This window comes from Vibrio sp. 10N.247.311.13, assembly GCF_041467595.1.
GTDB lineage: Bacteria > Pseudomonadota > Gammaproteobacteria > Enterobacterales > Vibrionaceae > Vibrio > Vibrio crassostreae_C.
The window spans coordinates 17,847-31,987 of sequence record NZ_JBFSUX010000014.1 but is presented as its reverse complement, the minus strand read 5'-3'; the positions used below and the strand labels follow the sequence as shown (position 1 = coordinate 31,987).

Genomic DNA, 14,141 nt, shown 5'->3' with positions numbered 1-14,141 from the left:
TTACTAGTGAATCATATATTCCGTCTACTGAATCAATCCCATTCATAATCTATGCCGAATTCTTCCTTTGCATCATTTCAACTTATCTTTAGAGAAAGGCAATCGACATGATTAGCGCGATGAAAACTTCACTATCAATGAACTTCGGGGCTCGTCGCTATGAATCTAACTCGTTATAAAAAATCATGACAAGTGTCTGGACAAAAACGTTCCAAGAAAATGATCCTAAAACGGCACTATTTCTAAATTAATATTTATCGTTAGAGGTGATGGCGATTGGGGTTTACACGCAAGTTACTACAAGTAGTGTAATAAAGGCTCCTGCAAAGCACTAGAGCCTTAAATACCATTAGAAATTGAATCTAATTAGTAGCCTCAAGCTCTTTCTCTGCAACCGACAGCATCTCAAACTCTTCCTCAGCGGTCGATGCGACCAATTTATTACGGCTATATAGACCATAATAAGCACCACCAATCACAAAGAGTCCCATAGTCATAAAGAATGCAGATGGGTCAAAAGCATAAACACCCGTCATTGCAATAAGCGACAGCACTAGTGAAGTGCCGGAAGTCAGCATGCCACCCGGTGTTTTGTATGGACGGTGAAGCTCTGGTTGCTTGATACGCAACAATATATGACTAAGCGACATTAATGCATAAGACACTGTCGCCCCCACTACCGCCATCGCCAAGATCAGGTCGCCTTCTCCGGTCAATGACACAGCAAAACCAAACACACCCGGCACCACTAAAGCACGAGCAGGCACTTTGTTTTGGTTTGTAAGCGACAAGCTTTGAGGCAAGTAACCCGCACGAGACAATGCAAACACCAAGCGGCTATAACCGTAGATAATCGAGAAGAATGAAGCAATAAGTCCTGCAAGTCCTAGTATATTAACAGCCGTTGCAACGGTTGGATTACCGGTCAACTTCAATGCATCGACTAGAGGAACGGCGCTATTCGCAATCGCTTCAGAACCCACAGCGCCCGCAAGCAGCAGAACGACTAAGGTAGCGGTGACCAGTAAGAATAGCATTGCGCCGATAATGCCTTTGGGTACATCCTTGGCCGGGTTTTTCGCCTCTTCAGCAGCCAATGGAACCCCTTCTACCGCAAGAAAAAGCCACATTGCAAACGGTAGTGCCGCCCATACACCATACCAACCAAAAGGAAGTAGTTCTGTGGCTTGTGCGGTTGCAGGAGCGATATCAAACAGATTATTAGCATCAAACTCACTAACCAATACGCCTGCTGTCATAAGAATTGCTAGTACGGCTAACCCACTGATGACCATCATGACTTTCAGAGCTTCTCCCACCCCTGCCATATGAATACCGATAAAGATGGCATAAAAGATCGCGTAAACAAGAGGACCATCGATACCCATTAGTTCATTCACCGCTGAGCCAATAAAAATGACAATCGCGGCAGGTGCAAGGGCATACTCAATTAAGACGGATAAGCCGGTAAAAAATCCCCCCGTTGGTCCCATGGCTTGTCGAGCAAAACTATAGCCACCTCCTGCAGCGGGAATAGCCGCAGACATCTCCGCCAAAGAAAGGACAAGGGTAAAGTACATCACCGCCATAGCAATTGCAGCAATAAGAAAGCCTCCCCAACCAGCTTGACCGATACCAAAGTTCCAGCCTGCAAAGTCACCAGAGATCACGTATGAAACGCCTAACCCTGCTAGCAAAATCCACCCAGCAGTGCCCCTTTTAAGTTGTCTTTGCGCCAAATATTCCTGATGTTCTGACATTGTAAATCCCTCTATTTTTGTCTTTTATCCAATTAAAAAATTGCCTGTGTGCTTGTCTTCTAACTGCTCACCACCTTCTTCCTCGATACTCGAACGGTCTTTAAGGTTGACCCCAGAAAGCTCTAGCCGACGAGCTTCCTTCAATAGGTATACCGCTCGCTTACACGCATCTTCATAAGCCAACCCCTGTGGGCGAATATTAGAAATGCAGTTCCTATCAGAGTCTTTTGCTCCTCTTCTTGCCTGCCAAGTCAGGTACATACCCATGCTATCTGGAGAGGTCAGTCCCGGGCGTTCACCAATCAAAACCACCACCATCTTGGCTTGTAAGCACTCGCAAACATCATCTCCTATTGCCACTCGGCCCTGCCTCACAACAGTAATAGGAGCAACATGCCACGGCACTTCGTCTTCCCCTAATAAAGAAAGCAGATGCTCAATGACTGGATTTGCATGATTTTGAATGGCAATTGAAGACAAGCCATCAGCCACTACTATCGCGAGATCAAACGGGGGAGACTCTGAATGAAGAACGGCTTGCAACTGATTCCAACAGACGTCATCAAGCTCACGACCAAGATCCGGCCTTTGCAAATACATGAATCTGTCTGTCGCTTTGCTGTGCGCCTTAATTGGTGCCTGAGAAGTGTGTTGAATGACCGAGTTTGATTGAGCGATGAGCTCAACCAATGAATCCACATCTAAAGCACAATGAACGGCATCCATCGCCTGTGCATGGTCGAGTTGAAATGAAAGCAACTCTTTAGTTGGAACGCTATTTCCACTTCGACCCAGTGCAATACGTGCCGATGTAAAACCTTTAAGCTCGTGCCAAGGGTTTTGAGTTACCAACTTAGAAGCAGAATGTTTTGCCATAGAGACCACCTTACCCATGTGCGGGGTCTCCATTAAGTTGTGCTAGAGCGCCAGCAAATGAGCCGGAGAGTCGTTCATTTAGGCGCACATCTTTTACATCATCAAAAATCTGCATCTGAGTTAGCCACTCCTCAAACTCCGGCGCAGGTTTTAAACCCAACACCTTGCGTGCATAAAGTGCATCATGAAACGAGGTTGTTTGATAATTGAGCATGATGTCATCGGAACCCGGAATCCCCATAATGAACGAGCACTCAGCGACACCGAGCAATGTCAGTAAGTTATCCATATCATTTTGATCGGCATAGGCATGGTTGGTATAGCAGATATCACACCCCATCGGCAGGCCAAGCAATTTGCCACAAAAATGGTCCTCAAGCCCTGCTCGAATAATCTGTTTTCCATCAAAGAGATATTCAGGGCCGATAAAGCCGACCACGGTATTAACCAACAATGGATTAAAATGACGCGCTACGGCATAAGCCCGTGTCTCACAAGTTTGTTGGTCCACACCATGAAAAGCATTGGCAGAGAGAGATGTTCCTTGCCCTGTCTCAAAGTACATGACGTTACTTCCAACGGTGCCTCGGTTCAGCGAAAGCGCCGCTTCGTTTGCTTCTTTAAGGATCGAAAGGTTAATACCAAAGGTGTCGTTCGTACCTTGAGTGCCACCAATAGATTGAAAGACGAGATCCACCGGAGCGCCCATCTCAATCGCTTCAATCGTGTTTGTAACATGGGTTAATACGCAAGATTGGGTCGGGATCTGGTAGTGTTGAATGACCTCTTCCATCAGATTCATCAACTTAATTGCCTGTGGTACATTATCTGTTGCGGGATTAATGCCGATCACAGCATCACCATTGCCATACATCAAACCATCAAAAATACTGGCGGCAATGCCATTGAGAGAATCGGTTGGATGATTGGGCTGTAAACGGGTGGATAAACGACTAGGCAAGCCAATGGTGTTACGAAACGCAGTCACTACCCGACATTTTTTGGCGACTTGGATCAAATCCTGATTACGCATGATCTTACTCACTGCAGCCACCATTTCTGGAGTTAAACCAGGACGCAGCTTTGCAAGCGTGAGACTATCGGCTTCATCACTTAGCAGCCAGTTCCGAAAGTCTCCCACTGTAAGGTGATCAATCGCTTTAAACGCCTCTCTATCATGGCTATCAATGATTAAACGAGTAACTTCATCACTTTCATAAGGGATCACCGCTTCATTTAAAAACGTCTTTAGGGGCAAGTCTGCCAGTGTCATCTGAGCTACAACACGCTCTGCAGCAGAAGTCGCAGATACACCAGCCAAAACATCCCCTGAACGCTCTGGCGTAGCCTTTGCCATCAGATCTGCTAACGACTCAAAGTTAAAAACCAGGTGCCCTTGTTGTCGGCGATAAGCTGCTGTCATAAATTCCCTCTTCATAAACTGGTTCAGTTCTTGCTCAATAACCTTTTGTATATATGAGTAATTAAGCGATTTTTGAACCGAATGAATATCAAGAATCGGCAAACATAAAAAAGCATTAATAAACATAAACTTAAAGACAAACTGTACTAATATGGGTCACATGGGTAGGTCATGGAATGATGAGAAAGGATGAAGAATTGATGCGTTATGCACCTAATTTGTGCACATTCAACACATTTGATGCAAATCAGCAGGCAGCCAGCCTCTTTAACTGGCAGCAAGAATATGACCAACTGAGTCAAGGAAGTTTTCTAGGTCAGATCCGTGAACGAAAATTTTCTCACGTGCACCTATTTCGAGAAGACAGCAACCGAAAACTCAAGCAGCAATGTCGTATTAATGAAGGGATTTGGTTAGGGATCAGTGCTAACGATAGACCTTTACACATCAATTACGCACAAGGTAATCCTGATAGTATTTTGATCCGTGAGGCTGGGGCGGATTTTGAGCTACTTACGCCAGAAACCTTTTCTATTTATGGGTTAGTCATAAGCCCTTCACTGGTTGAAATGATTCAGCAACAGCTAGAGATTGAATCATTAAACAGCAAGAGCCACTTTCTTGGTTGCTCTCAACACTACACCCAACAAATAAAAGCTTACTTGAGCTTACTACTCTCCCCGAGTCAATCTCGCTGGTCTTTTCAAACTCATCAATCCATTGTTCAAGATATGTTGGTCGAATTGTTCGCTCAATCGTCTAATCAAAATATGCAAAAAACCAATGCCTCACAGCGTGAGAACACAATGCGTCGAATTAGGCAGTACCTAGATAACTCGCAGTACCGTAAGCCCGTCACCGTGTCTGAACTGTGCGATGCGGTTTATGTCAGTCGCCGTACGCTGCAATACACCTTTGAGTCCTGTTGTGACATATCACCAAAACAATTTATACAAAATGTACGTCTCAACCAGGTACGGCGCATTCTGCAAAATCCGAGCGAACAACGGTGCATCAATGAAATCGCCTTTGACTTTGGTTTTTTTCATCTGGGATATTTTTGCCAAAGCTACAAGCAGTTGTTTGGTGAGTCGCCCATGCAAACACGTTCTAATGTCTAAAACCCAAAAAGTGTCGAGGGACAACTTAAAAAAATGTAGTTAGACGATATGAAAGACGAATAGATTAGTTGACTATCCTGCCTCAAGATCACAACGCATGAACTTCACTTCAAGTGCCTGCCGCCATCAAGGTGCAAAGTCCTTCCTGTCATATAGTGACTAGCCAAAACAAACTTAATGCCATCTATCACTTCTTCAAAGCCTGCCTCTGAGGGAATCAGTGCTTTTTTCAGAGCTTTGGTTTTGTACGCCTCGTCATCATGTTCATTGAATTTTATCATGGCAGGAGAGAGAGTATTGACTTTCACCTTGGGAGCCAGCATCGCTGAGAACGACAGCGTCAAGTTGTTGAGTGCGGCTTTACTGGCCGCGTAAGCGATGTGTTTTTTACTGCCTTTTTCCGCAACGTAATCACTGATGTGGATGATGTCCGACGTTTTATCGCCAGACATTAGTTGGTCTTTGAGCATTAAATTAACCAGATAAGGCACGGTGGCGTGAATCGTCATCATCTGGTGCATGATTTGTGATGCATTTTCACTGGGGTTTGTCTTGTTCTCAGGCTTCCAGTCGGAAGCGTTATGGATGATGGCTCGAATCGCCTTATATTCTTGACCAACATAATGCAAAAAACCCTCTAAGCTACTTTGTTGATAAAAATCTACCTGTTGCAAGTCGGCTCCACTGTCGCGCAGTATTTTCAGCTGGGGATAGTCGCTTCGGTAAGTGCCAACGACTTTGTATCCGTCAGATATAAGTTGCTGCGCCAGAGCGAATCCTAAACGCTTCCCCACTCCAGTTATTAGAATCGTTTCACTCATCGTAAAAACTCAGCTCTAGTTTGAGGGTTAGTTTTGAAACTGCCACCAAGCGCGGTTGTGGTGGTTTCAGAGTTAGCGTCCATAACGCCTCTCGATTTAACGCAGTAGTGAGTTGCTTTAATCGTCACAGCCACATTTTCTGTTTCGACTAGAGTCTGTATCGCGACCAGGATTTGCTGTGTAAGGCGTTCTTGAACCTGCGGACGCTGAGCAAAGAATCGAACAATACGGTTTATTTTAGATAGCCCAAGAATCTTGGATTCTGGGATATAAGCCACTTGTGCTAAACCATCGATGGTGATGAAGTGATGTTCGCACGTCGAAGTTAAATCTATATCCGATACCTTAACCATTTCATCAACTGACATTTTGTTGTCGATAACACTAATTTTGGGGAAGTTATTGTAGTCGAGCCCTGAAAATATCTCGTGAACGTACATCTTTGCAATGCGATGAGGTGTTTCAGCGAGACTGTCATCGGTTAAATCCAGCCCGAGCGTACTGACAACTTCCGTCAAAAGCCCTTTGATGCGGTTGTACTTCTGGTCGGGGTTCATTTCGCTCGATGTCATCGGGGTTTCAAGTCCTTTTGCGAGCAAAGCTTCTCTTACTTTTTCGGCTTCTGTATTCAGCATGACTCTCTCCTTATGAGTTAATCTTCAAGTTCTGCTTCATAGCTCAGGGTGAGCGAGACGGAATCGGCGAAACGTAGAGCATGAGGCTTGTCAATTCTCACCTGAGCGTATTGGACCCATGAATGGTCGATACAAATACCGAGTACGTCGCTGGTTAACTTTTCTAAAAGCAGAAACCGTCCAGATTCAACATGTTCAATAATTTTTTTGCAGATATTTTTGTAGTTAAGTGCGTTCTCCACATCATCAGAGAGGCAAAGGTTGTTCGCGGGATAATGGATCTCCGCATTTATGACGATGTCTTGCTGCTTGGTTTTTTCTTCTTCGTTGAAGCCGATGAAGGTTCTTAATCTGAGATTTGTGATGGTGATAATCGCATTGTGATTCATAACAGTTTCCGATCCTTAGAAGGTAGAGTGAGTTACGTGCCTATTAGAGGAAAAGATCAATAAAGCTCAAGCGTTCTGTTTAAAGCAGTTACAGGGACTAAGTGAAGCTGACCTCGAACGGTATAAGTTCGGTTTTCTGACTCAGCTGATCGAAGTTGTTCCAGAGATGCTGAAAAGAGATATCTAGAGTGGGATGAAGTTCTTGCGCGGCAACATCAACTAACGGTCGAAGCACAAAAGCGTACTCGGTGATTTCACCTCGAGGCAGCTCTACTCCATCAATAATGCCTACTTCGTTACCGTAAAGAAGGATATCGATATCCATCGTGCGCGAGGCATATTCTTTAGTTTCTCGCTTGCGGTCATTTTCTAATTCGATTTGATGCAGAACCTTAGCCAGTTCAGCGATAGAAAGGTCACATTCAAACCCTGCGACTAGGTTTAGGAAGTTGTCCCCTTCAAAACCAACAGGCTCACAATCGTAGAAATTAGAAATGTTCAGAGGTGCAAAGTGACTATTCAATGCTTTGAGAGATTCTGTGATGTGATGTTCGCGGTTAATGTTGCTTCCGATGCTGACATAGACGGTGGACATATTGTTTTCTCCCTTTTAGCTAACCTCTTACGTTGTAAGTCGCTAGGAAGATCAGCTATGGATCCGTTTGATGTAGGGAGGGTAAAAGAAAATCTCCCGACAACTCATATAGAGTTCGGGTCTGAGTCGGAAAGGAGGACTTTTGAACTAGGAAGTACCACGAGTAAAAATTCAGCTTATGAAGGCTCTGTCGGATAGGCGGCACCTGTTACCAGGTGCCTCCCTCCTCAGAACCGTACGTGCAACTTTCACTGCATACGGCTCAAGCCTCCACAAAGGCACCGTTAAGCACCCAGTAACAAAATTACCTTTGCGATACACACTCAAAGCTTTAAAACTGACCCAATGACCACTTGATGAATAAGAAACCACGGTTCGTTGTCAGAAGACGCACTAATTTCATTCGAAATCATCATTTGCTTTTCTTCTTTAATAAAGTTCTTCAAGCTATCTCGCAACGGGAGACCAGTTAGAAGTCAGCTCGCTTTCGCGCCAGATATAAACCTGTATCTACTTCATTACAAAGTAGCATTCGCTTTTTCTAACCTCCTTTACCTGCATACCTATCGGCAACCTTCACAGGCTGCTTTCCCATAGGGAGATATACAGGCTTACCCTGTTCCGTATGTCGCGTAAAATGTCAACTTAGATGCCCACAATGGTGCGGAGAGTGCAATGACCACGAAAGAGTAATGTCCAATCTCTTTCCGACTCTCGTTGCCTTTTGGCTACAGCGTATTAACCACTTCCGCTGCTTCATCATATAACGCGCCTTAAATGGATTCACATTACATTCATCATATTGACCCCCTAGCACTCACCCAACTTGTGGTTGTCAGGAGAAACGTCCTCTCACGATTCCGTTCCCGCTCAGTTTAACGACCAAGCTTCGTTACATTGTCAGAGCCGCTGCTTTATTCAGGCTCTTAGGGGCATCTGGTGGTACAGATGGTTCACTCTTCGTGGTGAACAACGCTTCATACGACTTCAGGTCGCACGGACATTTCTGAGTTAGCACTTTTGCTAAATTAGGGAAAGACGAATTAACTGAAGTATGGCAAACGCTGGTTTAGCTTGTCTCTAGAACAATTATTGGCGACCATAGCTAGTTATCCAGCGGCCATTCACGAGTTTCAATCAACCCTTGCTCAAGCAAGTTGTCGCGAAGCTGGTGAATCCTGACTTTTAGCTCATCACGTATTAATCGAATCGCTGGAGAGATCAACTGACGACTCGGTAATATCAGCCACATTTCGGTCAGTGGTATATCGCTATTAACTAATATCCTCTCTAATCGGCCCGCGAGTAAATCTTCACCGACATCAATAGCGGATTTCTTCGCTATCCCCACCCCATCAATACACCACCGACGAACAATATCACCATCATTCACAGCTCGATCACTGTTCATTTTTATTCTGTATTTTTGATCACCATGATAAAGATCCCAACCGTCGTGCACGACTTCGTACAGTTTGTAGAGCAAGGCTTTATGTTGATATAAATCATCAGGAACCAAAGGTCGACCGTGATTTTCAATATAATCAGGAGAAGCGCATAGAACATGAGGGATATCGCAGATCTTAAATCCATACAAGTTGGATTCTTGCGCGGCACCTTTAGTCATAGCTCGTAACGCCACATCGACCCCATCGCGGTAAAAATCGGTTCGGCTATCACTCACATGGAGCCTCAATGACAGGTCTTGATGCTTGTCCATTACATCATTAAGCAAAACGCGCATCAGGTTGCGCCCCATCTCAGAAGACACCGCGATACGAACTTCCCCACTGATGGATTGCTGCTCTTCATTGACCAACACCTGCCCTTGTTGCAACAAATCCAATGCTTGTTGGCACAAAGGTAGATACCGCTCACCCTCTGGGGTCATGCGCATCTTTCGCGTCGTTCGAACAAATAACTCGGCTCCTAACTCTTGCTCTATCCGTTTTAATGACACACTTGCAGCAGAAGAGCTCATATCAAGTTGATTCGCCGCGGCTGTAATCGATTGAAGCTCAGCAACTTTCAACAAAACCTGTAAATCTGAAATTTTCATCACTACACTCTTCACTACTCGAATGGTCAGTTTTATTATCCACGATTTAAGGAAAGTGTATTAAAAATTAGCCCGTTTATCGAATGAATAATTTTGAATAATATTCACCTCAAGCAAATACAGCAGAGACATTACTATGAAATCATTATTTAAAGCATCGACATTAGCACTAGCCGCAACGCTACTTACTACACCTTCTTTTGCCGATGAAGGTTCTTCAAAAGTTGTCGCGGTAAACGATATTGAGTGGGGTTATCTAAACCCTTTGCGCGGCGTACTTAGCCCGGGAGCTGCGGACCTTTGGGGTGACCGTACAACGGATACCGCAACAGGTATGTTGGTACGCTTTAACAAGGGTTTTGAGTCACCACCGCACATTCATAACATCACGTACCGCGGTGTGGTCATTGAAGGTCAAATGCATAATGACGATCCAACATCAGAAAAGATGTGGATGCCAACAGGCTCGTTCTGGACGCAACCAGCAGGTGAAGACCACACCACTGCCGCAAACGGTGAAACAAACCTAATCTACCTTGAGATTGATGCGGGTCCATATCTAGTTCAACCATCTGAAGAGAAGTTCGATAATGGCGAACGTCCTCTAAACTTGCATAAAGACAATATCGTGTGGCTAAACAGCAGTGATCTTCACGATATCAAAGTAGACGGTGTTCAATCAACGTATGTTTGGGGTAGCACTTCTGACATGGGTGGTTCAATGATCAAACTGCCTGCCGGCTTTGAAGGAAAAATCACCACGGACGCAAGTGAGTTCCGCGCCGTTGTGATTGCAGGCTCGATTGAGTACAACTCAAAAGAACAAAGCAGCAATCTTACTTTAAACCCGGGAAGCTACGTGGAATCTGAGGGCAAGTTCTCTCATAACATCACCAACACGGGGGACTCTGAGGCAACAATCTACATCCGTACTAACAGCAAGTACCAAGTGAAATAAGCCCTAGCTCGCTTTGTCCCTCGCCATCGGCTTAATCCCCCTTAAACCGGTGGCAATTTCCATCGACGCGCAAATCTGTGCAGCACAAGGGTTATGTACAATACAAAGGTTAATATATGAAACACATATTGTTCATCGCTTCTTTGATCATGGTGACATTCAGCTCTGCCTCTTTTGCAGCAAACCAAGTGCGCGATGAAAATACGGTAGAAATTGAGTGGCTTGATCTGATCCCAGAAAGCGAACGTGCACGCGTCAGCGATGAAACCCTTGCTGCCCTTGACCATAGTGCGAATGTTGCTCAGCAGGCTCTAGTGGGAAGTGTTCGTCCAGAACTGAATGGCAGCAACGTCAAAATACCGGGTTTCGTGATTCCATTAGAAGGGGACTCAGAGTCAATCTCTGAGTTTCTTTTGGTTCCCTTTTATGGTGCGTGTATTCACGTTCCACCACCACCTCCAAACCAGATTATTTACGTCAAGTTTGAAGAAGGGACTCCAACTAAAGACCTTTGGGATATCGTTTACATCACAGGAACCTTGAAAACAGAAACAGTAATTTCTGATGACATAGGGGTCGAGTCAGGCTATTCCATTGAAGGTGCGAGCTTAGAGATATATAACAAAGTGTGATCTAGTAAAACTAGAGACTCTATAGGGCTGCGGGTGACCCAAACCAATGATCTGGTAGTGAACAACTAAGGAAAGAGCCATTTGGTTAGCCCGCACTTCACTAGACACTGCACTGGTTAGAAAATGTAGGCCAAATGGCTAGCCTTGAAGTGTGACAGACATGCATCCCGAATTGGAATGGGGCACAAACGTTTTAGAGTCGTAGCACTAAGGTGTTCTTGTCCCGAAGCGACCTTATCAACATAAAAAACAGGTGAATGATCAGCACACCCGAAAGAATCAAAGCGATACCAATCACCGTGTAAATATCGGTTTTGCCCATATACCAGCCAAGACAACGCGACGTCCAACAACATGATTACCGCCATACTCGACGCACAAAAAAGCGCGAGAGACGGATGTCATTCTCGCGCTTTTTAGGACCGTATAACTTGAAGTTTACGGTTAGATCTTAGCAGTAAACGTACGGCTAATTACATCTTGTTGCTGCTCACGTGTTAGCGAGTTGAATCGTACTGCGTAACCCGAGACTCGGATGGTTAACTGTGGGTATTTTTCTGGATGTTCGACGGCATCCAACAACATGTCACGGTTAAGCACGTTCACGTTAAGATGTTGCCCACCCTCAATACGAATCGATCCTGCACTTTCCTCGTGGTGGAAGTAACCATCCATTAGTGCTGCTAGGTTCACTTTTTGGCTTAGGTCATCTTTACCTAGTGCATTTGGTACGATTGAGAAGGTGTAAGAGATACCATCTTTAGCGAACTCGAATGGCAGTTTGGCAACTGAAGAAAGTGAAGCCACCGCCCCTTTCTCATCACGACCGTGCATTGGGTTTGCGCCCGGGCCAAATGGCATACCAGCGCGGCGACCATCAGGCGTGTTACCGGTTTTTTTACCATATACAACGTTTGAAGTAATCGTAAGGATAGATTGAGTTGGAACCGCTTCACGGTAGGTGTTCCTTTTCTGAATTTTCTTCATAAAACGTTCAACCAAATCACAAGCAATATCATCGACACGTGAATCGTTGTTGCCAAATTTTGGATATTCGCCTTCAATCTCAAAGTCGACAGCGATGCCATCTTCGTTACGTACTGGTGTTACCTTCGCGTATTTGATAGCCGCTAACGAGTCAGCAACAACCGACAACCCTGCAATACCACAAGCCATTGTGCGATGAACATCGCGATCCATTAATGCCATTAACGATGCTTCATAGCTGTAACGGTCATGCGAGTAATGGATCACGTTCAGCGCAGTGACGTATTGCGTTGCAAGCCAATCCATCATGTCATCAAAGCGAGGCATTAAGCGGTCAAAATCGAGAACTTCATCTTCGATACGAGCAACTTGAGGACCAACCTGCATGTTAGATTTTTCATCAACACCACCGTTAATGGTGTAAAGCAACGCTTTGGCAAGGTTTGCACGAGCACCAAAGAATTGCATATGTTGGCCAACCACTTGCGGGCTCACACAACACGCAATCGCGTAATCGTCGTTATCAAAATCCGCACGCATTAGATCATCGTTCTCATACTGAAGTGATGAGGTTTCGATAGACACTTTAGCCGCGTATTGTTTAAACGCGATAGGCAGTTGTTCAGACCATAGAACCGTCATGTTCGGCTCTGGTGCTGGGCCCATCGTGTGCAATGTGTGCAAGTAGCGGAAAGTCGTTTTGCTAACAAGAGTACGACCATCAACGCCCATACCAGCCATTGCTTCTGTTGCCCAAATTGGGTCGCCAGAGAACAATGAATCATATTCAGGAGTGCGAAGGAAACGAACCATACGAAGCTTCATGATGAAATGGTCAATCAACTCTTGCGCTTGTTTTTCATCAATCAGACCAAGTTTAAGGTCACGTTCGATGTAAACATCTAGGAAGGTTGATGTGCGGCCTAGCGACATCGCAGCACCATTTTGAGACTTAACCGCAGCTAAGTAGCCAAAATAGGTAAATTGGATTGCTTCTTGCGCAGTACGAGCAGGAGAAGACATATCAATGCCGTACTTCAAACCCATTTCTCGCATTTCATCAAGGGCACGAATTTGATCAGTAAGCTCTTCACGTAGACGCAATGTCTTATCTAAATCACCACCCGTTTCAAGCATCTTCTGAGTCGATTTGAATTGCTCATTTTTGTCTAATTTTAGGAAGTCGATACCGTACAAAGCAAGACGACGGTAGTCGCCGATAATGCGTCCACGACCATAAGCATCCGGCAGACCAGTAATAATACCAGAACGGCGACATGCTTTAATTTCGTCAGTATAAAGATCGAACGCTACTTGGTTATGCGTTTTGCGGTACTCAGTGAAGATCTTTTCGATTTGTGGCTCTAATTCACGACCGTACACTTCGCACGACGTTTTCACCATTCGAATACCACCATTAGCGATGATGCCGCGTTTCAGTGGTTTATCGGTTTGTAGACCCACGATTTTTTCGAGGTTTTTTGCAATGTAACCTGCATCGTGTGAGGTGATAGTGGAAACGATATCAGTATCAAAATCGACAGGGGCATGAGTGCGGCTTTCTTCTTTAATACCCTCTAGCACCGATTCCCATAGCTGTGTCGTCGAGTCCGACACGTCCGCAAGAAAAGATTCATCACCTTCATAAGGGGTGTAGTTTCGCTGAATAAAATCACGTGCATTAACGGATGTTTGCCACTCGCCAGCTTGAAATCCCGCCCAAGCTTCCATCATATCGGTTGTCGGAATAGTCATAATGACCCCCTAAGTTATTGATAAACAGATAATATCTATGATTATTTATAATCATTGGTTTCTGCTGGCTATACTAAACCGACCAATCTATGAGTAAAGTGAGCTGTTTTCATAAAATACATGCACAAAA

Annotated in this window: 12 protein-coding genes; 3 read left to right on the top strand and 9 right to left on the bottom strand. The window is 44.8% G+C overall.

Translation table 11 applies throughout. From position 1 onward, the window contains the following. Positions 1-362: 362 nt before the first annotated feature. Genes eat through AB6E52_RS08365 form a run of 3 tightly spaced genes read right to left on the bottom strand, consistent with a single transcriptional unit; the run spans position 363 to position 4,059 of the window. Positions 363-1,760, bottom strand: a complete 1,398-nt coding sequence (eat, locus tag AB6E52_RS08375) for an ethanolamine permease (RefSeq protein WP_102320877.1) — start codon at positions 1,758-1,760, stop codon at positions 363-365. A gap of 24 nt (positions 1,761-1,784) precedes the next feature. Continuing rightward, positions 1,785-2,654 carry an ethanolamine ammonia-lyase subunit EutC gene (gene eutC / locus AB6E52_RS08370; RefSeq protein WP_017067008.1) on the bottom strand — a complete coding sequence of 290 codons (870 nt, stop codon included), beginning with the start codon at positions 2,652-2,654 and terminating at the stop codon, positions 1,785-1,787. Continuing rightward, the gene (locus AB6E52_RS08365; protein WP_102320876.1) at positions 2,647-4,059 is read right to left on the bottom strand and encodes an ethanolamine ammonia-lyase subunit EutB; all 1,413 of its coding nucleotides are present in this window, start codon (positions 4,057-4,059) and stop codon (positions 2,647-2,649) included. Before AB6E52_RS08365 ends, eutC begins: the two co-directional genes overlap by 8 nt. A gap of 200 nt (positions 4,060-4,259) precedes the next feature. Between AB6E52_RS08365 and AB6E52_RS08360 the strand changes: the two genes are divergently transcribed. Further along, a complete protein-coding gene (locus AB6E52_RS08360; protein WP_017067657.1) occupies positions 4,260-5,180 on the top strand; it encodes a helix-turn-helix domain-containing protein in 921 nt (306 codons plus the stop codon). A gap of 104 nt (positions 5,181-5,284) precedes the next feature. On the opposite strand, the gene folM is transcribed toward AB6E52_RS08360, so the two are convergent. The 5 genes from folM to AB6E52_RS08335 all read right to left on the bottom strand — a co-directional run bounded on the left by folM (position 5,285) and on the right by AB6E52_RS08335 (position 9,679). Then, complete coding sequence (folM, locus tag AB6E52_RS08355) at positions 5,285-6,001, bottom strand: dihydromonapterin reductase (RefSeq protein WP_102320875.1); 717 nt, start codon at positions 5,999-6,001, stop codon at positions 5,285-5,287. After that, complete coding sequence (gene folE / locus AB6E52_RS08350) at positions 5,998-6,636, bottom strand: GTP cyclohydrolase I FolE (RefSeq protein ID WP_102320874.1); 639 nt, start codon at positions 6,634-6,636, stop codon at positions 5,998-6,000. Before folE ends, folM begins: the two co-directional genes overlap by 4 nt. Before the next feature lie 17 nt (positions 6,637-6,653). Next, a complete protein-coding gene (gene folX / locus AB6E52_RS08345) occupies positions 6,654-7,025 on the bottom strand; it encodes a dihydroneopterin triphosphate 2'-epimerase (RefSeq protein ID WP_102320873.1) in 372 nt (123 codons plus the stop codon). Positions 7,026-7,122: 97 nt separating this feature from the next. After that, the gene (folK, locus tag AB6E52_RS08340; protein WP_102320872.1) at positions 7,123-7,620 is read right to left on the bottom strand and encodes a 2-amino-4-hydroxy-6-hydroxymethyldihydropteridine diphosphokinase; all 498 of its coding nucleotides are present in this window, start codon (positions 7,618-7,620) and stop codon (positions 7,123-7,125) included. Positions 7,621-8,725: 1,105 nt separating this feature from the next. Beyond that, entirely contained in the window at positions 8,726-9,679 is a 954-nt protein-coding gene (locus tag AB6E52_RS08335) for a LysR family transcriptional regulator (protein WP_102320871.1), read from the bottom strand. Between the two features lie 136 nt (positions 9,680-9,815). Here AB6E52_RS08335 and AB6E52_RS08330 point away from each other — a divergent pair, with 136 nt between their 5' ends. Together AB6E52_RS08330 and AB6E52_RS08325 are read left to right on the top strand one after the other, a co-directional pair. Beyond that, on the top strand, positions 9,816-10,637 hold the full coding sequence (locus AB6E52_RS08330; protein WP_102320870.1) for a DUF4437 domain-containing protein: 822 nt from the start codon (positions 9,816-9,818) through the stop codon (positions 10,635-10,637). Between the two features lie 116 nt (positions 10,638-10,753). Beyond that, positions 10,754-11,269: a DUF3299 domain-containing protein gene (locus AB6E52_RS08325; protein WP_102320869.1), complete on the top strand. Its 516-nt coding sequence runs from the start codon at positions 10,754-10,756 to the stop codon at positions 11,267-11,269. Between the two features lie 444 nt (positions 11,270-11,713). Here the strand turns inward: AB6E52_RS08325 and pflB are convergent, their stop codons facing one another. Further along, the gene (pflB, locus tag AB6E52_RS08320) at positions 11,714-14,011 is read right to left on the bottom strand and encodes a formate C-acetyltransferase (RefSeq protein ID WP_102320868.1); all 2,298 of its coding nucleotides are present in this window, start codon (positions 14,009-14,011) and stop codon (positions 11,714-11,716) included. Between the last annotated feature and the right edge of the window lie 130 nt (positions 14,012-14,141).